The following is a 24,655-nucleotide window of genomic DNA, read 5'->3' as shown; positions in this document are numbered from 1 at the left end:
TGAAGGCTATACTGCGATTGGAAAATAAGGGTGAATCGGATTGATAGAACATTACTACCTCTGGCTGCTGTTAATTGGTATTTGTATTTATGCGTGGATTAAGAAGGATAAGGATTATTTAATCCCTGCAGCTTTAGTGGCAATCTTTATACTTATTAATATTCTGGATATATCTTGGAAAGTCAAAGTTTGTTTGATTGTTGGTTTAACCTTATTATTTTTTGTGTGTCTTATTATTAAAGTGTTGCTTTATGCTAGACGTATTAAATGATGTAATGTTTTGATATTGAAATGCTATCATTATAATAGGTGAAGAAATGAACAAAAAACAGCTGCTTTACCACGGCTCTCTCTTAGTTACAATATGGTTTGAGTACTTTATCGTTGTAAGTATAATTGCGATGTTTATTTACCATAAGGATTTAAAAAACAGAATTATACAGTCTATTTTATTGGTTCTATTGTTCTATTTGTTAAGTAAGGGTATGGATGTAAGTAGCAAAGTTATTATTACGTTTCCCCTCATTGCTGTCATGTTTCTTTATGAGCCTTTTAAGGAGTGGAGAGATAACCGTAGCAAGTTGTGAAGGACTCCTAGTACATGGGAGTCCTTTTTTTATTGAGGCGTGCCCAGAGGCACGCATTATCTAGTTGGTGAAAGTCCAACCGAAGGAGGGGCCAAGCCACCTTTGTAGCTAGGGTACCTGCGTATGGCGAAATCTGTACGTAGAAGCGTATCGACGAAAGTACCTGTCAGAGATAGGGCGAGCAACATACCAGGCTGTAACATAAAGTGAATCCTGCCGCGTCGTTAAAAAGGCCTTGCAAAAGGGAAAAGGGGAAGCCGAGTCTCGCTAAATTAGACGAAGGCCAAGGAAGCTGCACAAGAACTTGGAACAACAGTGAAGAATCCTCCGGCGTATGGGGAGCTGCATGGTATGAAAGATAATGCAGTGAACTGGGGAGACCCTCCCCTGCACAGAAAAAAAAAAAAAAAAAACTGTAAAGAGATACTCTATAAGCCCAAAAAGCGAAATGAGTCATCTGCAGGAAGGGAGTCCGAGGGGCTCATAGTACCTAAGAATCTCAGGACAACATAACCTGTGGGAGGAAAGGAGCCCTGCTTTGTTCAAGCTATTTAAGGAGGTACGAGTGAGTGAATGCCAAAAGGCTAACAACACCAAAGGAAAAAGTTCAACAACTCCAAGAAAAGCTAGGTCATGCAGCCAAGGAGAACAAAAAGCGTAAATTCCACGCTTTGTATGACAAAATCTATGCATGGAATACATTGGGGGAAGCTTGGAACCGAGTACGGGCAAACAAAGGAGCAGCTGGAGTCGATGGTGAAACATTGGCGAATATCGAAAAGATAGGCGTCGAGGCGTTTCTACATGACTGTCAAAAGCAACTAGAACAAGGGAATTACCATCCCGAGCCTGTAAGACGGCAATACATTCCGAAGAAGGATGGGAAGCAACGTCCGCTAGGTATTCCAACCGTGCGAGATCGAGTCATACAAATGGCAACAAAACTCATGATTGAGCCCATATTTGAAACTGACTTTCAAGAATCCTCTTATGGTTTTCGACCGAAGCGCAGTGCTAAGCAAGCGCTAGATCGTATACGAAAGGCATGCAACCGTAAAGGTAACTGGGTGATCGACGTCGACATCCAAGGCTACTTTGACAACATTAATCAAGAGAAACTGATGAAGTTGGTGGAAATGCGAATCAATGACAGACGAGTTCTGAAACTCATTCGCAAATGGTTGCAAGCTGGTGTAATGGAGGAAGGACAAGTCCGACGTTCAGATTTAGGCACACCTCAAGGTGGAGTCATTAGCCCGCTATTGGCGAATATCTATCTGAATTATTTCGATGTGATATGGGAACGACATGGTAAAGCATTAGGTGAACTTACGAGGTACGCAGATGATTTTGTCGTCGTGTGCAAAACCAAGAAAGATGCCGACCATGCGTTTAAGTTGATTAGAGCCATTATGGAACGATTAGAACTAACGCTGCACCCTACAAAAACTCGAATCATCGGTCTATGGACAGGGGAAGAAGGTTTTGATTTTCTCGGTATGCACCATCGAAAAACGAAGGCAGAAACGTCAACGGGTAAAATATACTATACTACTCAACAATGGCTGACAACGAAAGCAGAAGAACGGATACGGGAAGTGGTCAAAGAAAGATTAGCGCCCCCACGTATGCGTGTCATCTCCTTCGCAGACCATGTGAAATGGTTAAACCCAAAGATTCAAGGATGGCGTAATTATTATTACACTTCCTACAGTCAGTTAAAACTAGCTAAGCTAGATTGGTATATTTTACAACGATTCACAAGATGGTACGCCAAGAAGAGACAGCGAAGAAGATGGATGAGCTCATTTCATGAAGTAAAGTTTATAGCCAAGCAAGTTGGATTAAAAACACTATTGTAATCTGCATGCGCATGAAAGAAGAACATCGGAAAGCCGTATGAGGGAAAACTTCACGTACGGTTTGATGAGGAGAGACTGAAATAAAATTCAGCCTTTTACTCTAGAATATTTTCTCTATGCTATCGCCTAGTCAAGCCGCAGCTGCATATAGTGAAAAAACAACAAGAAGAGGATGAATTTCACTCATCTTGCAATTACTTGGAGGGATAAGCATTGAATACTTCACAGTCTGCATTATTTGAGCATCGGTTTTGGTTACAGATTTTAGGTGACCATGCACGATTCATTTTTAATACACTATCACCGGTGGAGCAAGAAGACATACGAGTAGCAGCTTCTTATATCGAAGCATTTGATCAGCTGCTAGGCGCTGCCAGAACTATTCAGTTGGAGTCAGAACTACATTCACTAGCCACACAAGCGCACAAGCTGACAGAGCAGTTTAGAGCATTTAAGCTTGATTTATTAAGCCGAGCCTTGCTTGGAAAAGTGAAGATCGGCTTAACACCAACCTTTATTAATCATATGCTCAATGAGCTAGAGGAATATTTGCGTATTTTAAATGAACTCGTGCAAGGAAGGCCTGTACCTACCTTCGATGCGTTGCATCACGATTTTTTGTGGCTTCCTGATGCAGTGGGCCACGCGGCTACTATTGCAAGTGATCTAGATAGTGTAGAGAAACGGTTAATCAAGCAAAGCAAAGAATTCCAAAAGCATTTTGAGCAGCTTTATATGAAGAGTATCGAAATGGCAGGATACATGAGAACGAATCTTAAGGATTTTCCAGCGTTCCGCAAGCTTCATCATGAAGTTGATATTGAGATGAAGTTATTTGTGGGATTTCTAAATGAATTAGAAGAGATGCAATTCTCAGCTGAAGTTTTAGACAGAATTAGTCCTTTAATGCCTGATCATATGATGCGGGAGGAATGTTATTATCTAACGAAATTAGCTCAGCTAGGATTAGTTTCTCAGCCTGATTGCGAAGCGGATAAACCGCGGGTAGAGGATTAGATACCGCAGCAAATGTAGAGGTTATACGGTTGAAAGATAGGGGGAACTCATATCAGCTTTCACTGATACAGGTTCCCCTGCTTTATGAATAATTCCATTTTATCCCACGAATTCATGCTCTTCCTTAAAAACCTGCACTTGATTTCGGCCAGCTCTTTTGGCAGCATAAAGTGCTTCATCAGCTTTTTGAAGAAGTTGATAGATTGTTTCCTCCATAGCTCCTGTCGTTACCGATACTCCAAAACTGGAGGTAACGGATACAAATCGGTCATTTTCAACTAGAGGCTTCTGTTCAATGCATAATCTAAGGTGATTAGCGAAGTTTTCCCCTTCCACTAGTGTATAACCAGTTAAAGCGAGAACAAATTCTTCACCTCCATATCTCGCAAATAACATATGTTCTCCCAGCTCTGCCTTACATATTTGAGCCACATGTAGTAGCATTTGATCTCCGGTATGATGGCCATACGTGTCGTTCACTTTTTTGAAAAAATCAATATCAAATAGAATAATCGTAAAAGCTGACCTATTATCTTTTGCTTTTATTAGGCTTTGCTCACTTTGCTGGAAAAAGGCATGACGATTGTATATTTGCGTAAGCTCATCATAATAGGCTAGTCTCTCTAACTTTTGTTGTAAGGTATGTAGCTCTGTTATATCTGTAAAAATAATTAATATGCCGGAGTTATTATTTGATTGCTGAAGTATAGAGATACGTAGTTGATACAAGTAACCAGCATGATGTATCGTAGTATTCAATTTATCTGTTATCGTAACTAGCTGAACAGGAAATGATTGATTCGTTAGCTTATACCAAACTAGATCAAAAGGGGTCCCAAGCATGGACCGATCCAATATACTAAACATATTTTTACATGCTTGATTATATTCAATTAATTGATAGCTGCCATTAAGTACGATAACACCATCATTCATATGATTAAAGATCGTTTCCTTAGCAATAGGCATAATGGATAGCATTCGAGAAGAAGTAATAGACCAGAGGTACAATACAGAAGAAACCCAAATGACCATCGGTACAGGATCGATACCATCGGGTGTCACACCTATGAATAATAAAAATGCAGTTACTATTGGAAGCAATTGACCACAGATGAGAGCAAATATTTGAGGTTTATATACATTATCAGTTTCCTTCCAGCGAAACAGAAGCAATAATAACGCAGCAAGCATACAGCTAAAAATGTAAATATTATGTGCTGCAAACCAAGCCCCATATTGAATCTCACTAAATGGAGCTCCAAGCACCGGATGGATAACGTAAAGTTTATAGAAAAGATGGTGATATTCGTTTGTTATATTGATTAGAAAGGTAAGAAGAGGAATGCTAAGTATAGCAATGATTCTTTTTCTTGTTGCGCTATAACCTAAATATTGCATGACAAACAATAAGCCTAACGGAGGGAAAAATGGAAGTCCTACATACTGTACAATATTCCAAAATCTAAGTTGTTCTATAGAAGTGGATGTTAAGCTAAAGGCATAACCAAAACAATAAATCACTGTAAATAATATATTCCACATGAACAATTTTGAGATGCTTGTATAATGATGTCTTTTCCAATAAGTGTAGACTAGAATAGACAAATTCAATACAACCGAAGTACACACTAATGTTACAAATGCCTCTAGCTTCGATTCCAATGGTTTTACCCTCTTTCATAGGATATATCTACATTATGTTATCACGATTGAGAAAAATTGTTAATGTATTATAGGTTCGCAAGGCGTTTGCAGAAGCCTACTATGATGAGCACCTTCCCTGTAGACAGTAACAAACTATTATTCACATGTAATGTAACAAAAAAATCTGGCTAGCTCGTCAACTTTGTCCGCATAAATGGTCAAGTCCCCTCATAGTATGTATCAGCCAGTAAAAACCAAGTTGTAGAGGGGATGATTTCATGCGTCGCATGACATGGATCGCGGCAATTATACTAAGCTTTGCACTAGTGTTATCTGCTTGCGGTACGAAGGACGCCGAATCCGTGGTGAAGGATTTGGACAAATTTTTGAATAGTATGGAAGGCTATACGGGAACAGGCACGATGACGCTGCATAATGGGCAGCAGCCTCAGGTATATCAAGTTGAGGTAGCTTATCAGAAGCCGGAATCTTATCGCATCCAGCTAACGAATGTTGAGAAGGATATTACGCAAATCGTGCTGCGCAACGACGAAGGGGTGTTTGTTCTAACACCGAAGCAAAAGAAAATGTTCCGTTTCCAAAGCGAATGGCCTCAGAAGCAAGGTCAAGTGTACTTGTACCAAACATTAGTCCAAAGCATACTTCTTGATGGCTCTCGCGAATTCACGACAACCGAGGATGCTTACGTCTTTGATGTCATGGCACAATACAACAACACTTCACTTGCTCGCCAAAAAATTTGGCTAAGTCAGGATGATTATCATCCACTTCAGGTTGAGGTCAGCGACACGAACGCAATGGTACTGGTTGATGTGAAGTTTGACACATTCCAATTCAATCCAAGCTTTGCAGAAAATTATTTCTCCACAGATGCGAATATGAGCGCTGGTGCTGCGATAGCACCTGAGCAGCAGGTCGATCCGAATGCTTCCGAGCAAGAAAGTGTTGCGCCGGGCGATGACGGTGTAGGCACAGGCGATCTCATGAATCCAGATGAGGAGAGCGATGAGCAGCAAGCAGATGACGAGCATAATGCTCAAGCACCTGCAGAAGAGGGCGCGTCTAGTGATGAGGAAGATGGTGCTGCAGAGCCAGGAACCGATGCAGCAAGTGAGGAACCAACATCTGCAATACCAGGGCAGCAAGCAGGCTTCGTTGCACTAGAGCCAACGTATATGCCACTTGGTGTAAATGAGAAGGACATGACAGATATTGAATATGCAGGCAGCCCAGGCTTAATGATTCGCTACGAGGGCACGTACAACTACACCCTTATCCAAACGGCAGCTAAAGATATGGCGACGTCGCTAGTACCTGGTGACTTTAAAGATCTTGGCTTTACCTATGGTGAATTGACAGCTGGAGATAATATTCAAACGTTAAGCTGGACTTACAATGGAAATATGTACCGTCTAAGCAGTGCGGATCTTCCTGAATCAGAGCTAGTTAAGATTGCTCAATCCGTTCAAGCTGAGATTTCCAAGTAAGTAAGCTTCCTATACATGGCAGGCGATTGCACTGGCGAATGACGATTCGCTGGAGCAATCGCCTTTTGCTAATTATACGTATTGAATTCACCTCGGATCGGCATTGACACGCGATATGAGGAGGGGGTAACATTACAACTATTGGCGCAGCAATTAGGAAGTAGGTGGATCAATTTTGAGTACGTTTTATCGACCAACATGGGCAGATATTTCATTGGATGCCCTTTATTATAATATAGAAGAAGTGCGCAAGGGCTTAAAGCCTGGAACGCGAATTATGGCTTCGGTTAAAGCCAATGCGTACGGGCATGGCGTAGTAGAAATCGCTCGTGCTGTGGAGCGCTATGGTTTGGATTACTTAGGCGTTGCCTTTCTTGATGAGGCGCTTAGATTACGTGAGGAAGGTATTCAGCTGCCTATTCTCGTGCTCGGCTTTGTTGCTCCAGAGCATTTGAAGCTGGCGCAGCAGCATAACGTTACAATCGCGCTGTATCGCGAGGATCAGCTGCAGGCTGCGCGTGCATTAAGCATTAATGATCATGCACCACTGAAGGTGCATATTAAGCTTGATACCGGTATGGGCCGTCTTGGTGTGCTAGGCATCGATGCTGCGATAGATTTTATCGAACGTTCCCTTCAGGTCGAAACGCTCGATGTGGAAGGAATTTTTACACATTATTCGAAGGCAGACGAAGCAGACAAAACGTACACGAAGCTGCAATATGATCGTTTTCATGCAGTAGAGCAGCACGTGAGAACGCAAGGCTGGGATATACCGATTATTCATGCTGCGAATAGTGCAGGGAGCATGGATACGCCGGAGTGGTCAGGAGATATGATCCGACTTGGAATTGCGATGTATGGATTATATCCGTCTGAGGAGGTTAGCAAGAAGATTAAGCTAAAGCCAGTGCTAAGTTTGAAGACAAAGCTTGTGCATGTGAAGCAAGTACCGTCAGTGTGGGGAATTAGCTACGGTGCGCGTTATTATGCGGAAGCAGATGAGTGGATCGGCACATTGCCAATCGGCTATGCGGACGGCTTCAGTCGCATGCTGACGGGTAAAGCAGAGGTGTTGATTAGAGGCGAGCGTGTTCCAGTAGTTGGCGCGATCTGTATGGATCAATGCATGGTTTCCTTAAATAAGCTTAAGCAATACGAGCTGTCTGACCTTCTTGATGAGGAGGTTGTTCTTATCGGACAGCAAGGCAGCGAAGTGATTACGACGAACGAGCTTGCTGACCAATTAGGTACAATCAACTATGAGCTAACTTGTATGCTTGCCAGCCGTGTACCTCGTCGATATATAGAGAAGGATCAATTGATTGCGTTGAGCAATGGTGCATAAATAACAGGTGAATGCAGCTACACTCTGCATTCGCCATACATAGGCAGCATAAAGGGATATACTGGAATATATTCTCTTTAATTAGATGTGGCTAATCAACAAGATGTAGTGTAATATAGAAGTAATGTGGAAAGCTAGGCCCAAATATATGTATGTTGGCAGGAATTACATATCGTTTTTTGTTTTAACAAAAAAGGATTAAAACGCTATATCTAGAAACCAATATGTAATGGGTATAGCATACTTGATATATATGCTTCATATATATTGAAGTATAGAATAGATATAAAAATGTCATAATGTGTAGTATAGTGTTGGAAAAGTTTTGGAGGTGCGAATTCTGTGGCCAATATTCATAATACGAAGCGAATCATGATCAGCTTGCCAGATCAACTGTTAGAAGAAGTAGATGGAATTGTCGCAACTGAAAATTCAAATCGCAGTGAGTTCATTCGCCAAGCAATGAAACTGTATCTTCTCGAACGTAAAAAACGTCAAATTCGAGAAAAAATGCAGAGAGGCTATATGGAAATGGCAAGAATTAATCTTAAAATTGCCTCAGAAGCTTTTCAAGCGGAGGAAGAAGCAGACCATACTCTAGGTCGTCTTGTTAGCGGGGTGTAGGGATTGATCGTAAAACGCGGAGATGTATTTTTTGCGGATTTATCACCGGTAGTCGGCTCTGAGCAAGGTGGAGTTAGGCCTGTTCTCGTCATTCAAAATGATATTGGTAATCGATTCAGTCCAACAGTTATCGTCGCAGCAATTACCGCACAGATTCAAAAGGCAAAGCTACCTACGCATGTTGAAATGGATGCAGAAAGACATGGCTTTGATCGAGATTCTGTCGTTCTGTTAGAGCAAATACGCACGATCGATAAGCAGCGTCTGACCGACAAAATTACGCATCTGGATGATGAAACGATGCGCAAGGTTGACGATGCTTTATTAATTAGTGTTGGTTTAATTGATTTTTAGCAATAGACAATAGATGGTAAGTTTGTTATAATATGTCTAACCGCATATGAACGTGTGAAGAACGCAGCGTTTTCGTCCAAGTGACGAGGGCACTGCGTTCTTTTTTTGTTTCTATGCTGGGAGAGCAGTTGCAAGCAGCTTGAGCACTAAAGCTGCAGACTGAAGAAAGAACGGGATTGAGGTGAGTGCAATGATAAGTAAACGGAGAATGCTGCTATCTGTATGTGCAGCCTTGCTTGCCGCCCTTGCGGTATACGGATTGTATTATGTTCAGCTCGAACGTGTTCAGCAGGAAGAAAGGGTTAATATTCTTGCACCTAGCAGCTGGATTGATGCGGGGCAGCCCATTACGATACAGCAGCTGGCATGGCAATCTATTCCGAGCTCAATGGCAACTGATGATATGTTGTATGAGCTGGACGAAGTGGTGGGGCAGGAGGCGGTAATCCCACTCGGCACAGGAGAGCCGATCCTTAAGTGGAAGCTGAATAAATTTTCACTTCATCCGAATGCGCAGCAGGCAACATTTCAAATTCCGAAGGATTATATTAAATCTATCTCTAACGGTATTCGGGCCGGTGACGAGGTATGGTTTTATCTTTCCTCAGATGAAGGCGAAGCAGAGAGGCTATTCACGGAAGGAATCGTTGTGGCCTCAGTGAAGACAGGCTCTAATAATGAAGTGGATGTTCCGAATGAAGCAGAGAAGCATGCCATTGTGCGAAGCAATGCAGAGCAGATGTATGCCTCACGCAGAGATGCAAACGGCATGATTGAGTACATCAATGTTAATCTTACAGAAGCGCAATGGCTGGAAATTGATCGGCGCTGCAGCGGTGGGCAAAGCAAGCTGGTTATCGCATATCATTCACTGCCAGCTCAGGTGAAGGGACAGATGACGAATGGCGACGCCTATTGAACAGCAGAGCAGACTGTTAACCTTTATCGGTACGACTCCGAACATCGGGACAACGCTGTTAGCACTAGCCGCTAGCGTTCGTATAGCGGAGCAGACAGGGAAGCGAATCGCATACCTATGCTTGAATCTAAAGTCATCTAAGCTGCATCGTTATGTTGGTATTGATGATCCGCATGCTAGCCTCGATGAGCTGTTGCCTACATTGCGGAATGAAGATCTATCTCAGGAGCAGCTTCACCTTGCGATGCATCGTTATCACAGTCATTCGGAGCTATATATTCTATTCGGAAACCGTTATCGAGAAACAGCGGAGTATTACGGCGTCGAGGAATTGACGCACTTAATTGATATGGCTAGAAAAGCCTATGATTACGTCATTCTAGATGTGAATGCATACTGGGACAATGCTGGAACAATCAGTGCTTTGCTTGAGACGGAAGCAGTTATTCTCACAACAACCGGAGCGCTATCCCATTTTCAGGATGATTATATTGCCTGGGCAGGCATGATGGGTAAGCATATTCAGCTAAGCAGTAAAAAGCTATACCATTCTGTCATTAAGCATCGTGGTGGTGGTTTATATCAAAGTCGTGATTGTCGCGAGCAGCTGCCTGGTGAAGCACTGCCTGAGGTAACGATCCCGCCGACGCTGTATGAAGCTCTTGACAGAGGGGAACTGAAGCAATGGCTGCAGACTGGTGAAGGAAGTAAGTGGCTAACTCATTATTGCAAAGTATTCCTACCAGAGCTTAAGCACATAGAAAAATCGAAAATGAAAGGCTATAAGCTGCGCTGGCTGCACGCATTTACAGCTGGCTTAACGAAGACGAAATGAAGGTGATGAATCGTAATGGATGAACAACATAATGTTAAACGCTTCTCAGCTCTTGATTATATGTCACGTCGACGCAAGCAGCAGGAGCAGGAGCTAGAGGATGAACGTGCTGGCATAGAACAATTCCAGAAGCTATGTCATGAGCTGCGGGGATTTCTGGCAACGCCACGTGGCTACAACGAGGAGGAGCGAAGGCAATATAGTGAACAGCTCAATCGCGCTGTATTGGGCTATCCAGATGCACGCCGTTATATATTACATCTTATATCAGATCGATTGCTGCAGCTGCATGTTCAGGATATAGCGAATTATACACATCCCTATGCAACACTAGCTGAAGCGATCTTTGCTGAAATTGTTGGACTGCATGTCCTTGAAGCAATCATTGCCGAAACGGAAGGACTTGAGGAAATTCAAGTCGTCGGCACGCAAATATTTACGGTCATTCGCGGCGAAGTAACACTATCCAATTATCGCTTCGAGCATGTCAAGGAAGTCGAACGAATCCAGCAAAACCTCGTACTATTCAATAATGATCAAATCAATATGAAGAAAAGATGGGCAGAGGTCATGCTACGGGATGGATCACGCGTCACCATCACCGGAAATGGATATACTTCCTTGCCCACCCTCACGATACGCTTCTATACCCTTCGCAATATTCCACTGCAGCAGCTAGCAAACGCTCCTTACCGCATGATGTCTCCATTTATTCTAAAGCTTCTCCAAGCGATATTAGCGTCAAGGTACAATCTTGTTCTCATTGGACAGACGAATACAGGAAAGACGAATTTGTTAAAAGCACTAATTGCTGAGCTGCCATCATCCGAACGGCTAGTTACGATTGAAGGTCGCTACGAGATGATGATTAGCCGTGATTACCCCGATCGGAACATTATTGAATACGAGATCAATGAGGATGATTATTTACATAGCTCTAGGCAAGCATTCAAGCTTGCACTGCGTCAATCGCCACAGCGCATTATTCATGCAGAAATTCGTGATGATGATGCCAATATCTATGTGCGTGCCTGTACGCGGGGACATCGCGGGAGCATGACGACCGTGCACGCGAACGAGCTTGAGGATGTGCCTGAAGCGATCGTTGATATGTGTATGCTGGATGGAAGAGCGATGGATCCTCATCGATTGGTGAAACGGATTGCACAGTATGTAACAGAGGTTGGGATTCAGCTTAAGTACATAAACGGAAGACGAGTGATCGCACGTATTGCACATTTGAGCTGGAGCGATGAGAAGGTAACGGTAAAGGATTGGGCGAGCTATGACGAGCAGAAGGATGACTGGGTAATACATTGGTCGGAGCTGAACCGTCATTTTCCACAGCTTCAGGAGGCTGATTGCTTTGCTAATTAGCGGAATGATTGTTGCATTGCTTGGCATCATCTTTCTACTGTTGTTTGTTGCTATTGAATGGACCTTGCAATGGCTTGTGCAGCGTAAAACGCTTCGTGCACGCTTGAAGGGTGGTAACAAGCATACCCCTTCGGTCCAGCGACCAAGCAGCTCGACTAAGCTTATGCTTTCAGTTATGAAACATCTCGAGCAGCTATTGCATTCCCTTCAAATCCCGCTAAAGGGCAATCAGTTGTTCAGTACTTTGCTTGGGCTTTTTATTGGCGGCATGCTGCTAGGCAGCTGGCTGCTCGGTACCTGGAAAGGGGCGCTGCTGTTCGGTGCGATGATTGCTGCGCTTCCATATTTGGTGCTGAGATTCATACTTGTCCATCGAAGGCTTGAGGCTCAGATCGACTTCCTACCTGCACTTGAATCGTTTTATCAATGCTATCTCATTACAGGTGAACGGCAAATCAAGGTGGCACTTGCCCGCTTAATTGAGGAGAAGGTGATGACGGGAGCAATGAAGCGCATATTCGAGCAGCTGTACCGTAACTTATCGGTGCTGGAGGATGATGATGAGAGCTTAGAGCTGTTCGCTCATGCGCTGGGACATCTATGGGCGGATTATTTTGTGCAAATGCTGAAGGTTGCGATGAGTGAAGGCGTGAGCATAAGTGGCAGTCTTAAGGAGCTTATCAGTGATATGAGAGCAGCTCGTCGTGCCAACGAGCAGGAGCGTCATCGATTGCTGGAGATTCGCATTGCCAACTTTACACCGCTATTGTTTTTAGCGTTATTTGTTGGTATTAATGTGTACTACAATCGTGAGCAATCGATTCAATATTATGTTCATGATCCGAACGGTCGAGAGATGCTGCTGCATATGTTTGTGATGATATTTTTATCCTTTCTAATGGGATTATATCTGTCACGCAAGAAATTGAACGATTAAAGGAGGGAGCAGGCGTGCACCAATATATCGATTACGCGGTTATACTTGGTCAGTATTGCTTGAGCTTCATAGCGCTGCTTATGCTGCTTTCACTCCTTCCAGCAGCAAAAACAAGCGTCGTGTACAAACGAATATGGGGATGGCAAAAGCACGAGCCATCTGCCAAGCTGCTGCGACTTCTGCGAATCGATCGAGAGCAGCTGCAGTATAGCGAGCGTGCGATACTGCTGGCTGGCTGCGGCTTCGAGCTGTCTGTTTTAACGTATTATACATGTCGTCGTTTATTGCTTGGCGGATGCACCTTGATGCTGCTAGCGCTGACAGCAGGCATTTATTATCGTATATGGCATGCTTCTATGGCGGTCGTTAGTGTGGCTGCCTGTATCATTGCAGCATTGTGTATGCTTCTATGGGATCGGTATTGGCTAAAGCTATACCGCGAGCTAAGAGCAGTAGCAATTACCCGAGAGATCTATGCGATTAGTCATCAGCTGCTGTATTTTGAAGACTCGTCACTGCATATCCACAATAAGCTCAGGCGCTGCTTACCGTATTGCAGGCTGCTGCGCAGAGACATGGAGACGTTGCTTGCTGAATGGTATCACGATCCTGCATTAGCGCTGAATAGCCTTAAGCTAAGGATCGGTACAGCGGAGGGAATTAGCTTCGTAGAGTGCATCGATGCACTTCGGCAGCAGCATAATGCCAGCTTTTATGAGCTGCTGCGAGCCCATCTTCGTGACTATAAGGAAAGGCTGGAGCTCGCTAAGGAAAGCCGGAAGGAGACAGGCTCCTACGTTCTTTTTGTCATTGCCGGGATTCCGATTCTATACACGTTCCAAGTGTTTTTATATCCATGGGTGCAGGAAGTGAATAAGCTGATGTCGCTAATGAACTAGCTAGCTCATTTGAGAGGAGGTGATGAGATGAAAAATATTCTAATGACCGTTATGCTGCTTGTCGTCGTTGTTCTACTTTTCAACAATATTGTTGCCAAGGAGGGAAACGGAACAAAAGCGCAAATCCAAACACAAGGTGATGCGGCCAACCTCCGCATTGGCACCATTAATCCGTAATGTTGCATTGTTGAATGAACATTGTAAACGTTATCTTTATTCACAAATTTATCCACAATATCCACTATCCACATCTGAATAGTTATATTTAACAGATGAGGGATTCAGAATGAGAGCAAGGTGGTGAATATATGCAGCAGCTGCTTATAACGGGCCTACTAGTTATTTGTCTGCTTCTCGTATATATAACGACAATTAGCGGTGAGCAAGGAATGAAGAAGGAACAGCAGCGTGCCCATCAGAAGGTCATTGAGTATGTAAAGGATATTGACGCATGAAGCAGCTTTTAATCTTCATATTGCTAGCAACAACGCTGTGCTGGATGATGTTTGCACCTGTGTATAAGCATGTCTATATAATGCGACAAGCGCTGCTCCAGCAGGAGGTTGACTATTTGCTAGAGGTTGGCACAAGTGGGCAGTACGGCTACATTAGTCAGATGCTAATTGATCAATCTCGTGAGCGGCTTAAGAGCTTCGGATTAGAGCCATCACAGCTTGTTTATGAAGCAAAGAGCACGCTAGGCCAATCCGTGCTTACATCGAGTGAGCGGGTGCCACGTGGTGAAGGGATAGCTCTGACAATAAGCTACCCTGTGGAAGGGTTATTCGCCATTGATGAGCTTATTGGTGTTCAAGCTCCTGATAAACAGCGAATAACCGCTTATGGTGTACAAATGAGCGAGTATGTTCAACCATAGGGAGAGATGCTGAATGTACAAGCTGTTAATTATTCCACTCATGCTCATTGTATGGTTGTCGTTATATGCTGGCGCAATTGATCAGGAGCTCGCGATGAAAAGCTACTATAAGGGCAAGCAGGCGGTTAATCGAGGGGCGCATGCAGCGGCGCTCCAACTGGATTCACTTGCTCTTGCAGAAGGGATATTTCAGCTTGACCCCATTCAAGCAAGAGCAGAGGCTGAGCGAATGATTTATCTTAATCTTTTGCTTGATGAGGCAGGTAATCCAACTGCGCAATCCTTTATTCGTAAGCCTGTTCAGATCGTTCACTTTGACGTGCTTGATGCTTCTCTTTCGTACCCCTATCACTATAAGCTTGATAGCTACGACTTCCAGACAACCTTTGAACGTCCTGCTGTAATCGTTGTTATTAAGATTTCATATCCCCGTATATTTTCAATCAATAATCCTGTAGAATGGAATATAATTGGCAGCGCACAGCTTGTGCCGCTATAATTTTCTGCAGGAGGATTGGTTTAATGCAACGAGAACTTAGTCAGAAACTACATCCTGACTACATTAAAGCTTCAAAGGTGTCCAGCATAATCAGTCATGTGGTCACACTGCTGCTTGTATCAGGTTGGCTCGGTTTCGCGCTTTGGAAGGATTGGACGCTTATTCCCGTTTGGATCGCTTACGGAGTAGTGCTGCTATCATTTATCGTTTTTACTTGGATCGTGCCGATCTATGAATATCGCAGCTTTAAGTTCGATGTATTTGAGGAAGAACTAGAGATTTACTCAGGTATTTTATTTCATTCCAATAAGCTTGTTCCGATGGTTCGAGTGCAGCATGTAGAGGTTGGCAGCGGACCGATTATGAGGAAATACGAGCTGGCAAGCTTGAGTGTCGTTACTGCTGCGACGAAGCATGAAATTAAAGGCTTGCATAAAGAGGATGCTGAAGCATTGAAGCAGCGCATTGGTGAGCTTGCTAAGGTGGATGAGCAGCATGACTAATCCAAGACATTTATCGAAGCTCGATATTTTGATTAATTTTATTAAAAACATCCGTGCGTTCATTGCACTTATCGTCATTGTAATCATTAATATCGAAAAGCTAGAATTTTTGAAAAGCATCTGGGGAATCGCAGCAGTCATTGCCCTGGCTGTGCTTAACTTCGTTCTATCTTATTTGCCTTGGAAAAAGTTCCTGTTCTCATTGGAGCAGGATCGTCTAATCATACACAGAGGAGTATTAAAGCGTGAGGAGAAAACGATCTATTATAATCGTATTCACTCTGTAAATGTGCAACAGCCGCTTTTGCTTCGGATATTTGGTCTAGCTAAGCTGCAGATCGAAACGCCAGGTGGCACACCAGGTGTTCCTGAAGCTGAGCTGAGAGTGCTTAAGCATAGCTATGCGTTAACGCTTCAGCAGCAGCTTAAGCATTTGCGTACGACTAGTCTTGCTAAGAAAAATGAAGCTGTTAACGAAGCGTCCTCACTTGCAGCAATGCCGCAACTAGAAGGCGTGGCTACGACGTCTGATCCTAGTGAGCAGCATCTAGCTTCCGGGCAATCTACTGAGCCGGTGCAGCGGACAGAGGTTGACATAGAAGAGGGTGCGCTCACTGAGCAGTCATCACATGTGGGTGAACTGATCATCGAGGAGCCTGACTATCGCTTCAAAATAAGCGCAGGTCAGCTGCTTAAAGCTTCCTTAACCTCGATGAATATGAATGTCGCCATTATTTTTCTACTCGGGATCTATTCCTTCGCGGATGATGTGCTAGAGCTCGTATTTCCGGATCTCTATGATCAAATGCTAGATGTATTCCCTAGCTTGTACGATAATGTCGTTGGGGATGTCTCTCAGCAGTTTTCAGCCGTAACGATATTCGTTATTGCGGCTATTACAGCTGTCGTCCTTGGATTCGTATGGCTGCTTTCGATCATACTTTATCTGATCAAATTTGGAGACTATCAGATTAGTAGAAGTCAAGAGCAGCTGTCCGTATCCTATGGATTACTTGAGAAAAAGAGCTTCATCTTCGATATGAATAAGGTTCAGGCTGTCATCATGGATGAAAATCCGCTTCGTCAATGGCTTGGTTTTGCAGAGCTTCGCGTTCAGGTCATTACGTCTAATGCGATGGAGCAGCTTGTCATCCACCCGTTTGTTCGAAAGAAAGATATCCCTTCGATTATGAATGAGCTGATGCCTGATCGACCGCTTAATCTGCGAACACAGCTTCATGCGCCGCCTACTACATCATATCGGATGTATGCCATGCTTCCGACATTGCTTGTCCTAGCTATATGCGGTGCTGCCGCTTGGCTGTGGAAGTGGAATGCTCTGTGGTTTCTGCTGCTTATACCTGTAGTACTTGCTTGGTCATGGCTATGCATGCGTTCTGCTGGTGTGTGGCTTGAAGATGGTGAGCTGGTGCTGCGTAAGCGAAGCATCAACCGTGTTACGTATTTCGTTCGCCGTAAGCATATTGTAACGCTGGGAATGAAAACATCACCGATGCAGCGTAAGCGGCAGCTCCGTACCATTAACGTTCAGGTATTAGGCAGTGTATTTCCTTATCGTGTGAAAAGTATTGCTGATGAACATCTCCTTCCGATCTGGCAATGGTATTCAAGGAGCGGGAAGAAGCAGTAGTTCCTTAGCCGATTTGGTAGATTAAGCGATGCATGGAGAGGATGGAGCAGTATGATCAGTCGTGAGCTTGAGCAATGGATTCAATCAACGTGGAAGGAAAATGTTGAGCTGATCCATGTTGAAAAGCTTATAGGGGGGATATCCTCCTCTATTTTTCGTATAGATATACGTAATCAGGCCTGGGACAGTGCGAAAAGCTTCGTGCTTCGTGCCGTGCTACCAACCGATAGCTTGAATGAGGATAACGGCATTCTTGGGAAGGAAGCTATTGTTCTTAAGCAGCTTGCCTCATTAAAAGATGCTGCATTGCTCAAGAACTTTCCACGCTGTATTCCTCGTTGTATAGCATATGATGCAACTGGGGAATATGCAGGTGTACCTGCGCTGTTAATGACCTATGTCAATGGGAAGGTTAGCTTGCCTCCTGAACCATCACAGCATTGGCTGCAGGAGCTTGCACGCGCCATTAGTCCAGTGCATCGGGCTTCTGCCCATCGTGCTGTTGTTCCGTGGAACTATTATCGATATGCTGCAAGTCATTTAGAACGCCATCCCGCATTCGAGTGGTCAAAGCATCCGGACCGTTGGGCAGCGATAATCGACCATGTATCACAACGGGAACCAAGCTACGTCCCTTGCTTGATTCATAGAGATTACCACCCAACCAATGTTCTCTGGGATGAAAGCCAGCAGCAGGTGCTCGGCATCGTTGATTGGGTAAATGGCTGTATGGGGCCAGCTGGAGTCGATGTTGGACATTGCCGGAGCAATCTTGTCCAGCTCTATGGCTTGCAGGCAGCCAACGCTTTTCTTGAAGCTTATATTGAAGATCATCCAGAGTTTAGCTATGATCCTTATTGGGACATATGCAGCTTGCTCGATATGACGTACTTTGGACCTGTCGTAGTGTACGAAGGCTGGCTAATGCTGGGCTTTCAAGGGCTGACGGCAGAAGGAATTGAGCAAAGGATTGAACAGTATGTCGAGGATTTGGTACAATTAATGCACACCAATCGTTACAGCAAGAATTGAGGTTTCTAATCAACGTTGAACACAAGCAACATGAATGTATACAAAGGGGTGTGCAGAACGATGGCGTTAATAGTTGATAAGCCAGCAGCAAGCTGGTACAAATCAGAGATGGAGCTTAAGCAAGGCGATCATGTTCGTATTTATGTACGGCTTGGCGGTTGCGGCAGTGTACATCCTGGCCTTTCACTTGGTGTCATGCAGGATGAGCCTCGCGACATCGGTGTAGAGGACCAAGTTGAGGGCATACACTTTTTTATTGAACAAGATAATATGTGGTACTTGGAACAAAAAGACCTTCATATATCCTTTGATTCCGAGAAGGAAGAAATCATTATGGAAGTTAAATAAGTGGATGTTAACCGTAAGAAGAAAGCCTGTTTCCTACTGGACATGTTACCTGGGGTGCATACCCCTTGGCGACTGTAACTAGGAAACAGGCTTTTTTTCATTTTGTTGATTACCGTATTGCCAATTAATATATACTGTAATATATCAAATAAATATACCGTATACGACGATATGAACTATACTTAGCTATTTTTGTAATATTACTATACTTACACGCCAGCGTAGGACATGAAGCCGCCATCCACGGGAACTGTAATTCCTGTGACAAAGCCGGAAGCTTGATCGTCACACAGCCACAGCAGTGTACCAAGTAGATCCTCAGGCTTACCGAATCGACGCATCGGTGTATGTGTAATAATTTTATTGGAGCGTTCCGTGAGTGATCCGTCCTCGTTAACTAATAGACGGTGGTTCTGCTCCGTCAGGAAGAACCCTGGTGCGATGGCATTGACGCGAATACCAGCGTTCGCCATATGAACCGCTAGCCATTGTGTGAAGTTATCAATTGCCGCCTTCGCAGCACTGTAGCCAGGTACCTTCGTCATAGGAGAAGGTGCACTCATCGAGGACAAGTTTATAATAACAGGACTTTCTGCTTCAAGCATTTGCTTAGCGAATACTTGAGAAGGAATTAACGTACCTACAAAATTCAGATCCATTACTTGGCGAATACCTTCAGGCTGAAGATCGAAGAAGGACTGCACCTCAGGGTTTTTCCAATCCTCCATGCTAAATGTTTCGTTGGTAGTGTTGGCACTTGCCTGATTGCCGCCTGCACCATTGATGAGGATGCTACACAGCCCAAGCTGTTCCTTGACTGCTTCTGCTGCAGCTTCAACACTGGCAGTATCTGTCACGTCACATGAGATGCCAATCGCCGTTCCGCCACTTGCTTGAATGCTTTCAACAACAGCGTCCACCTTTGCTGCTGTTCTTCCTAATATCGCTACCTTTACGCCTTGACGTGCTAGCTCAGCTGCCATAGCGCTGCATAGGACACCTGAACCACCTGTAATGACCGCGACTTTGCCAGCTAGTGCTGGATGAATTGCTTGTGTATTTGACATCGTATTGCCTCCTCTAAATCGTGTATAGTATAGTAAACCTAAGATAGCTTTCCTTTATCGGCATAGCGGTAAGCATCCCACAGTCCTAGCAGATGCATAATGCCCATACCACGGTCATACAACCCATAGCCTGGACGACATACCTCATCCCATACATGACGTCCATGATCTGGGCGTGCATATCCGGTAAAGCCAACATCATAATACGCTTTCATAATACCTGCGATATTTACCGTTCCATCCTCTGTTCGATGGGATGTTTCAATAAAATCTCCGTTCTCTTCTAAGCGAACATTACGAATGTGTGCAAAAGGGATGCGATCAGCAAATTCATGGATCATTGCGATGATGTCATTGTCTGGTCTAGCCCCAAGTGAACCGCTGCACAGTGTAATGCCGTTGGATGGATGATCAACCAGCTTAATAAGACGACGTAGGCTCTCCTGACTGTTAATAATTCGCGGCAATCCAAACAATGGGTACGGAGGATCATCTGGATGAATAGCCATACGAATTCCGTGCTCCGCTGCAACAGGTACGATCTGTTCTAGGAAATATGCTAGATTATCCCATAGCTTTTCTTCGTCAACAGACTGATATGCCTCAAGCGTCACGGAAAGCTGAGCAAGACGCTCCGGCTCCCACCCAGGCAGCTGAAATTCTGAATTGCTTTGGAAGAAAGCAACAACCTCATGCGGTGTTAGGCTTGCAACCTTAGCCTTCTCATAAAACATAGCGGTAGAGCCATCCTCTAATGGCCCGTACAAATTCGTTCGTAGCCAGTCAAAGACAGGCATAAAGTTATAGCATATTACCTTTACTCCAACAGTTGCCAAAGAAGCAATGGTCTTTTTGTAGTTCTCAATGTAACGGTCGCGTGATGGCAGACCTAGCTTAATATCCTCATGAACATTAACGCTTTCTACTACATCGATATGGAAGCCGGCTTCATCTGCTTGGCGCTTAACCTCTTGAATACGCTCAAGCGGCCATTCTTCACCAGCAGCTATATCGTGTAGCGCCCATACAATGCCTTCAGTCCCTGGAATTTGTTTAATATGCGAGAGTGGAATCGGGTCATTGCCTTCTCCAAACCAGCGAAATGTCATACGCATTTGATTGTTCCTCCTAATATGATATGGGTTTGTAAAATTAATAGATCTATGCAAAATAATGAGGATACTTTTCATTTAGCATCGCTAAATCGTCAATTCCGCGATTGAGATGCTGCTTCATAATCGCAACAGCTTTTTCGCTATCCTGTGCTTTAATGGCTGCAATAAGCTGCTCGTGCTGCTCGACAATTAGCTTCCAATCGTGGTTATCAAGGAGTCGTAATTTTCGACTGCGGTCAAGATGAGCAGTCAATAGGCTCATTGTATTCCACGTATGAATTTTGCTTGTGCCTGTGAATAGCAATGCGTGATATTGCTGGTCGAGGGTAAAGATCTGATCAACGTCCTCACGAGAAAGGCATTCCTTCTGCAGTAGAACATTTTGCTCAAGCTGTTTAAGTGAAGCTTCGGGAAACGATTGACACGCCAGCTCAACGATGGCACATTCAAGCTGACTTCTCATAAATCTTGCTTCTTCAACTAGCGAGCTGTCGATAAGCGATACGAGCGTACCGCGCTGTGGCAGCACTTGGACTAGCCCTTCCTGTGCCAGGCGCACAAAGCTTTCTCTGATCGGGGTTCGACTAACCTTGAACTGCACGGCCATTTCATTTTCAGATAGTGCAGTGCCAGGTAAAATCTCCAACGAAATAATTTGCTGCTTTAATGAATCATACACCTGATCTCGAATTGAGCGAGCGCTTACATTTGATAATAGAATAAGCTCCACCTCACTAAATAATTTAATATTTACATACTACCATACAAGTTAGAGTTTGAGAATATATTTATACTTTTTTTTGCAATTTATAGATATGAGGAGTAAAATTAATAGTGCTCGTTTACATTAAAAGGTTTTTAGCTATGTATTTTTGTCTATACTTTTCTTAGTGAAGTTTGATAACAATTCCAAAACAGAAGTGGCATATGCATGGATAAGACCAACTTTTCACCGAAGGGGAGTACCACTATGTCTGTTGGAGAGATAATTAAACGCTATTTCTTTATTACAATTGGAGCTATTCTAATGGGGATTGCTCTAGAGAAATTTCTAGTACCCTATGAAATTATTGACGGCGGAATTGCCGGGATCTCGATTATGCTATCCCATCTGACGCCTGTGCCTCTGAGCGTGCTGCTATTTGTATTAAATGTCCCTTTTCTTATTATCGGCTATAAGCATTTAGGTAAAGGCTTTGCCTTTTCAACGCTATATGCTATTGCGGTGATGTCGCTAACAACAGCTATGCTGCACCATTCTGGACCGTTCCCTGATGATAAGCTGCTTGCTGTACTATTTGGCGGCATGCTGCTAGGTATGGGAGTGGGCTTAGTTATCCGTTACGGTGGCTGCCTCGATGGTGTAGAAACCGTCTCTATATTAATCTCTAAAAAGTTGAAAGCATCTGTAGGCAACATCATTATGGTATTTAACGTGATTATATTTATCATTGCTGGCTTTGTTTTTGAATGGAGCTCCGCTATGTACTCGATCGTTACGTATTACTTGGCAAGTAAAGTGATTGATATCGTTGTGGAAGGCCTAAACGAATCGAAGTCTGTAACGATCATCTCACAAAAATACGAAGAGATCTCACAAGAAATTGTAGAAAGACTAGGGAGAACAACGACGTTGATGCACGCAACTGGCGGCTTCTCAGGCCAAGAGGTTAAGGTCATCTATTGCGTGGTATCTCGGATTGAGCTATCCAAGCTGAAATCAATTGTGCAGCTAAAGGACGCGCAAGCCTTTATTGCAGTCGAATCGGTGGCCGATGTTGTAGGCGGAAGCTTCAGCCGACAAAGTGCACATTAAATATAGCTTCACTGTAGCAACTTAGCAAAAACAAAAATCTCAAGTTCTGGGTGAACCTCACCCAAGAGCTTGAGATTTTTTCAAAGCCGCAAGCAACGCGGCGACCAAACACGCAGCCGCACCAGCGGAGTAAGTGGAGAGGTAGCCCAACGCAGCGACGCCCCCAAACCGCCTCAGCGGAGTGATGGTGATGCTATCCAACGCAGTGACGCCCCCAAACCGCTCCAGCGGAGTGATGGTGATGCTATCCAACGAAGCGACGCCCCCAAACAGCTCCAGCGGAGTAGCAGTTGAGGTTACCCGACGAAGCGACGCCTACAAACCGCTCCAGCGGAGTAAATGTTGAGAGCGTAAAAGCGAAGCGGTTGCCTTTGTTCCCGGATTTCTACATGATAGATACTTCGTAGAAATCTGGGAACAACAGCAATTGAAGCCTCAACATTCTACGGAGCGCTGAAATCAGAGGGCAACAGCAATTGTAACCTCACCATCTACGGAGCGCTGAAATCTGGGAACAACAGCAATTGAAGCCTCACCATCTACGGAGCGTACCAACAGCAATCATTGTGCCAACGTTACAGGCTCAGACGGACGCTGCTCTCGAATCGAGATGATGCACAGAAGGGCAAGCACCATGCCGAACGAAGCGACATAGAACAGAGAAGAGTAGCCTAGAATGTCCATAAACAAGCCCATGAGCGGTGGCGACGATAATGCGGCAAGTGAAGATGCAATATAGTAGATGCCAGTTCTGGTACCAATGCTGCTTTCCTTGCCTAACGAAATAACATAAGGGTAGGAATTAATATTAATGAATGCCCAGAACACTCCGCCAACTAGTAATAAGCTGCGAAGCGTTGTCATATCTTGCACGAAGGAGATCATCGCGAATAAGATGATCAAACCGATAATCCCTAAGGTAATAACCTGCTTCTTACCAAATTTAGCGCCGAGATAGCCTGCTGGTATCGCCGTTACGACAAAGGCGACACTAAAGTAAGCTAGAGACATGGAGGCTTGAGAATCGCTAAGCTTCAGCTCATCGGTTGCATATATCGTGAATAATGCCTCGATGCCCTGATAGGAGAAAAACCAAAAATATATAGCAGCGAGCAGTAAAACTGTTGGTAATGTCCATTCCAACGCATATGGCTTCAGCTCACGCTTAGCCTGTGCCAGTAGGGTATGGGCGCGTCCCCAGACACGTGGCCGATCTGCTGCTTGATCTGCTACTGTATCTATTTGGCTGCTCGTAGGCACATATTCGAGCGCGTCACGTCTTTCTCGAATGAAAATTAGTAGAATGCACAAGCTGAGCAGCGTCAACACAGATGAAGAGAAGAAGGGAAGTGCAATGTGCTGGTCGTACAGCTTAGAGCCTACTGTAAAGGCAAGGATAGAGCCTAGCCCTCCCATTAGATTGATGATGCCATTGGCTTGTGTCCGCTTATGTGCAGGGGTGAGGTCGGGCATTAGCGCTACAGTTGGCGAGCGATATAAGCTCATCGATAAGTTCATCAGCACCATAAAGGTAATGAGTAGAGCGTAGCTGGTATGTAGTGGGATAAGTGCACCGAATATAGCGGCAAGCGGCATGCCAACAAGTAAATAAGGCATGCGCTTACCTAGTTTAGTATCCGTTTTATCGCTTTTTCGACCGATGTACGGCTGGAGAAAAAGTCCGAAATAATTGTCCAGCGTCATTAAAAAACCAATAATTGCTGCACTATCAACGAACTTTCTTAGAAAGAGAGGAACGAACGCATTGTACAGTGCCCACACTAAGCTAATGCTAAAAAAACCAAACCCAAGCAGCCAAGTTTTTTTCATCCC

25 protein-coding genes are annotated in these 24,655 nt (G+C 44.1%); 20 read left to right on the top strand and 5 right to left on the bottom strand.

All coding sequences use genetic code 11. The features are described 5' to 3' along the window. The first annotated feature begins 1,156 nt into the window (after positions 1–1,156). Both ltrA and NSQ99_RS17195 read left to right on the top strand, forming a co-directional pair. A complete protein-coding gene (gene ltrA, locus NSQ99_RS17200; RefSeq protein ID WP_340835877.1) occupies positions 1,157–2,449 on the top strand; it encodes a group II intron reverse transcriptase/maturase in 1,293 nt (430 codons plus the stop codon). Positions 2,450–2,662: 213 nt separating this feature from the next. Further along, positions 2,663–3,466: a DUF2935 domain-containing protein gene (locus NSQ99_RS17195; protein WP_340838055.1), complete on the top strand. Its 804-nt coding sequence runs from the start codon at positions 2,663–2,665 to the stop codon at positions 3,464–3,466. A gap of 99 nt (positions 3,467–3,565) precedes the next feature. Here NSQ99_RS17195 and NSQ99_RS17190 read toward each other — a convergent pair whose 3' ends face one another. Further along, the gene (locus NSQ99_RS17190; protein WP_340838053.1) at positions 3,566–5,131 is read right to left on the bottom strand and encodes a histidine kinase N-terminal 7TM domain-containing diguanylate cyclase; all 1,566 of its coding nucleotides are present in this window, start codon (positions 5,129–5,131) and stop codon (positions 3,566–3,568) included. 260 nt (positions 5,132–5,391) lie between these two features. Here NSQ99_RS17190 and NSQ99_RS17185 point away from each other — a divergent pair, with 260 nt between their 5' ends. The 17 genes from NSQ99_RS17185 to NSQ99_RS17105 all read left to right on the top strand — a co-directional run bounded on the left by NSQ99_RS17185 (position 5,392) and on the right by NSQ99_RS17105 (position 18,824). Then, the gene (locus NSQ99_RS17185) at positions 5,392–6,621 is read left to right on the top strand and encodes a DUF4367 domain-containing protein (RefSeq protein ID WP_340838052.1); all 1,230 of its coding nucleotides are present in this window, start codon (positions 5,392–5,394) and stop codon (positions 6,619–6,621) included. Positions 6,622–6,796: 175 nt separating this feature from the next. Further along, positions 6,797–7,969: an alanine racemase gene (gene alr / locus NSQ99_RS17180; RefSeq protein WP_340838050.1), complete on the top strand. Its 1,173-nt coding sequence runs from the start codon at positions 6,797–6,799 to the stop codon at positions 7,967–7,969. Positions 7,970–8,311: 342 nt separating this feature from the next. Beyond that, a complete protein-coding gene (locus tag NSQ99_RS17175; RefSeq protein ID WP_340838048.1) occupies positions 8,312–8,593 on the top strand; it encodes a CopG family ribbon-helix-helix protein in 282 nt (93 codons plus the stop codon). Positions 8,594–8,596: 3 nt separating this feature from the next. After that, positions 8,597–8,947, top strand: a complete 351-nt coding sequence (locus NSQ99_RS17170) for a type II toxin-antitoxin system PemK/MazF family toxin (protein WP_251668965.1) — start codon at positions 8,597–8,599, stop codon at positions 8,945–8,947. Positions 8,948–9,128: 181 nt separating this feature from the next. Continuing rightward, complete coding sequence (locus NSQ99_RS17165; RefSeq protein ID WP_340838046.1) at positions 9,129–9,866, top strand: flagellar biosynthesis protein FlgA; 738 nt, start codon at positions 9,129–9,131, stop codon at positions 9,864–9,866. Continuing rightward, positions 9,850–10,701 carry a hypothetical protein gene (locus NSQ99_RS17160; RefSeq protein ID WP_340838045.1) on the top strand — a complete coding sequence of 284 codons (852 nt, stop codon included), beginning with the start codon at positions 9,850–9,852 and terminating at the stop codon, positions 10,699–10,701. The genes NSQ99_RS17165 and NSQ99_RS17160 overlap by 17 nt, the downstream gene beginning before the upstream one ends. 15 nt (positions 10,702–10,716) lie before the next feature. Next, positions 10,717–12,078 (top strand): ATPase, T2SS/T4P/T4SS family, encoded by a 1,362-nt coding sequence (locus NSQ99_RS17155; RefSeq protein WP_340838043.1) that lies wholly within the window; start codon positions 10,717–10,719, stop codon positions 12,076–12,078. After that, positions 12,068–13,015 carry a type II secretion system F family protein gene (locus tag NSQ99_RS17150; protein ID WP_340838042.1) on the top strand — a complete coding sequence of 316 codons (948 nt, stop codon included), beginning with the start codon at positions 12,068–12,070 and terminating at the stop codon, positions 13,013–13,015. Before NSQ99_RS17155 ends, NSQ99_RS17150 begins: the two co-directional genes overlap by 11 nt. Before the next feature lie 14 nt (positions 13,016–13,029). Next, on the top strand, positions 13,030–13,914 hold the full coding sequence (locus NSQ99_RS17145; RefSeq protein ID WP_340838040.1) for a hypothetical protein: 885 nt from the start codon (positions 13,030–13,032) through the stop codon (positions 13,912–13,914). Positions 13,915–13,941: 27 nt separating this feature from the next. After that, on the top strand, positions 13,942–14,091 hold the full coding sequence (locus NSQ99_RS17140) for a hypothetical protein (RefSeq protein WP_251668953.1): 150 nt from the start codon (positions 13,942–13,944) through the stop codon (positions 14,089–14,091). A 131-nt stretch (positions 14,092–14,222) separates the two neighbouring features. Beyond that, the gene (locus NSQ99_RS17135; protein WP_251668951.1) at positions 14,223–14,369 is read left to right on the top strand and encodes a hypothetical protein; all 147 of its coding nucleotides are present in this window, start codon (positions 14,223–14,225) and stop codon (positions 14,367–14,369) included. After that, positions 14,366–14,791: a hypothetical protein gene (locus NSQ99_RS17130; RefSeq protein ID WP_340838038.1), complete on the top strand. Its 426-nt coding sequence runs from the start codon at positions 14,366–14,368 to the stop codon at positions 14,789–14,791. The genes NSQ99_RS17135 and NSQ99_RS17130 overlap by 4 nt, the downstream gene beginning before the upstream one ends. A gap of 13 nt (positions 14,792–14,804) precedes the next feature. Continuing rightward, a complete protein-coding gene (locus NSQ99_RS17125) occupies positions 14,805–15,290 on the top strand; it encodes a hypothetical protein (RefSeq protein ID WP_251668947.1) in 486 nt (161 codons plus the stop codon). 23 nt (positions 15,291–15,313) lie between these two features. Beyond that, positions 15,314–15,793, top strand: a complete 480-nt coding sequence (locus tag NSQ99_RS17120; protein ID WP_340838036.1) for a PH domain-containing protein — start codon at positions 15,314–15,316, stop codon at positions 15,791–15,793. Further along, complete coding sequence (locus NSQ99_RS17115) at positions 15,786–17,444, top strand: PH domain-containing protein (RefSeq protein WP_340838034.1); 1,659 nt, start codon at positions 15,786–15,788, stop codon at positions 17,442–17,444. Before NSQ99_RS17120 ends, NSQ99_RS17115 begins: the two co-directional genes overlap by 8 nt. Before the next feature lie 51 nt (positions 17,445–17,495). Beyond that, positions 17,496–18,476 carry a phosphotransferase family protein gene (locus tag NSQ99_RS17110; protein WP_340838032.1) on the top strand — a complete coding sequence of 327 codons (981 nt, stop codon included), beginning with the start codon at positions 17,496–17,498 and terminating at the stop codon, positions 18,474–18,476. Between the two features lie 30 nt (positions 18,477–18,506). Further along, positions 18,507–18,824: a HesB/YadR/YfhF family protein gene (locus tag NSQ99_RS17105; protein ID WP_340838031.1), complete on the top strand. Its 318-nt coding sequence runs from the start codon at positions 18,507–18,509 to the stop codon at positions 18,822–18,824. Between the two features lie 209 nt (positions 18,825–19,033). On the opposite strand, the gene NSQ99_RS17100 is transcribed toward NSQ99_RS17105, so the two are convergent. The 3 genes from NSQ99_RS17100 to NSQ99_RS17090 are packed head-to-tail and all read right to left on the bottom strand — an operon-like array spanning position 19,034 to position 21,736. Continuing rightward, positions 19,034–19,891 carry an SDR family oxidoreductase gene (locus tag NSQ99_RS17100; protein WP_251668937.1) on the bottom strand — a complete coding sequence of 286 codons (858 nt, stop codon included), beginning with the start codon at positions 19,889–19,891 and terminating at the stop codon, positions 19,034–19,036. Between the two features lie 38 nt (positions 19,892–19,929). Next, positions 19,930–21,006, bottom strand: coding sequence for a mannonate dehydratase (uxuA, locus tag NSQ99_RS17095; RefSeq protein ID WP_251668935.1), 1,077 nt, complete (start codon positions 21,004–21,006; stop codon positions 19,930–19,932). Between the two features lie 46 nt (positions 21,007–21,052). Then, positions 21,053–21,736: a GntR family transcriptional regulator gene (locus tag NSQ99_RS17090; protein ID WP_340838029.1), complete on the bottom strand. Its 684-nt coding sequence runs from the start codon at positions 21,734–21,736 to the stop codon at positions 21,053–21,055. Between the two features lie 240 nt (positions 21,737–21,976). Between NSQ99_RS17090 and NSQ99_RS17085 the strand changes: the two genes are divergently transcribed. Beyond that, positions 21,977–22,822, top strand: a complete 846-nt coding sequence (locus tag NSQ99_RS17085) for a YitT family protein (RefSeq protein ID WP_251668931.1) — start codon at positions 21,977–21,979, stop codon at positions 22,820–22,822. 561 nt (positions 22,823–23,383) lie between these two features. On the opposite strand, the gene NSQ99_RS17080 is transcribed toward NSQ99_RS17085, so the two are convergent. Further along, the gene (locus NSQ99_RS17080) at positions 23,384–24,652 is read right to left on the bottom strand and encodes an MFS transporter (protein ID WP_340838027.1); all 1,269 of its coding nucleotides are present in this window, start codon (positions 24,650–24,652) and stop codon (positions 23,384–23,386) included. Positions 24,653–24,655 lie beyond the last annotated feature (3 nt).

It is taken from the genome of Paenibacillus sp. FSL W7-1287 (assembly GCF_038004245.1).
GTDB lineage: Bacteria > Bacillota > Bacilli > Paenibacillales > Paenibacillaceae > Pristimantibacillus > Pristimantibacillus camelliae.
The sequence above is the reverse complement of the archived record's forward strand: the minus strand, read 5'-3'. Positions and strand labels throughout refer to the sequence as shown.

What these genes read in the sequence shown, in the direction of transcription:
- uxuA (WP_251668935.1), bottom strand. Translation starts at nt 21,006, where the DNA reads ATGCGTATGACATTTCGCTGGTTTGGAGAAGGCAATGACCCGATTCCA.
- NSQ99_RS17125 (WP_251668947.1), top strand. Translation starts at nt 14,805, where the DNA reads ATGTACAAGCTGTTAATTATTCCACTCATGCTCATTGTATGGTTGTCG.
- NSQ99_RS17080 (WP_340838027.1), bottom strand. Translation starts at nt 24,652, where the DNA reads ATGAAAAAAACTTGGCTGCTTGGGTTTGGTTTTTTTAGCATTAGCTTA.
- NSQ99_RS17100 (WP_251668937.1), bottom strand. Translation starts at nt 19,891, where the DNA reads ATGTCAAATACACAAGCAATTCATCCAGCACTAGCTGGCAAAGTCGCG.
- NSQ99_RS17160 (WP_340838045.1), top strand. Translation starts at nt 9,850, where the DNA reads ATGGCGACGCCTATTGAACAGCAGAGCAGACTGTTAACCTTTATCGGT.
- NSQ99_RS17110 (WP_340838032.1), top strand. Translation starts at nt 17,496, where the DNA reads ATGATCAGTCGTGAGCTTGAGCAATGGATTCAATCAACGTGGAAGGAA.
- NSQ99_RS17115 (WP_340838034.1), top strand. Translation starts at nt 15,786, where the DNA reads ATGACTAATCCAAGACATTTATCGAAGCTCGATATTTTGATTAATTTT.
- NSQ99_RS17155 (WP_340838043.1), top strand. Translation starts at nt 10,717, where the DNA reads ATGGATGAACAACATAATGTTAAACGCTTCTCAGCTCTTGATTATATG.
- NSQ99_RS17185 (WP_340838052.1), top strand. Translation starts at nt 5,392, where the DNA reads ATGCGTCGCATGACATGGATCGCGGCAATTATACTAAGCTTTGCACTA.
- NSQ99_RS17135 (WP_251668951.1), top strand. Translation starts at nt 14,223, where the DNA reads ATGCAGCAGCTGCTTATAACGGGCCTACTAGTTATTTGTCTGCTTCTC.
- NSQ99_RS17130 (WP_340838038.1), top strand. Translation starts at nt 14,366, where the DNA reads ATGAAGCAGCTTTTAATCTTCATATTGCTAGCAACAACGCTGTGCTGG.
- NSQ99_RS17105 (WP_340838031.1), top strand. Translation starts at nt 18,507, where the DNA reads ATGAATGTATACAAAGGGGTGTGCAGAACGATGGCGTTAATAGTTGAT.
- NSQ99_RS17085 (WP_251668931.1), top strand. Translation starts at nt 21,977, where the DNA reads ATGTCTGTTGGAGAGATAATTAAACGCTATTTCTTTATTACAATTGGA.
- NSQ99_RS17140 (WP_251668953.1), top strand. Translation starts at nt 13,942, where the DNA reads ATGAAAAATATTCTAATGACCGTTATGCTGCTTGTCGTCGTTGTTCTA.
- NSQ99_RS17120 (WP_340838036.1), top strand. Translation starts at nt 15,314, where the DNA reads ATGCAACGAGAACTTAGTCAGAAACTACATCCTGACTACATTAAAGCT.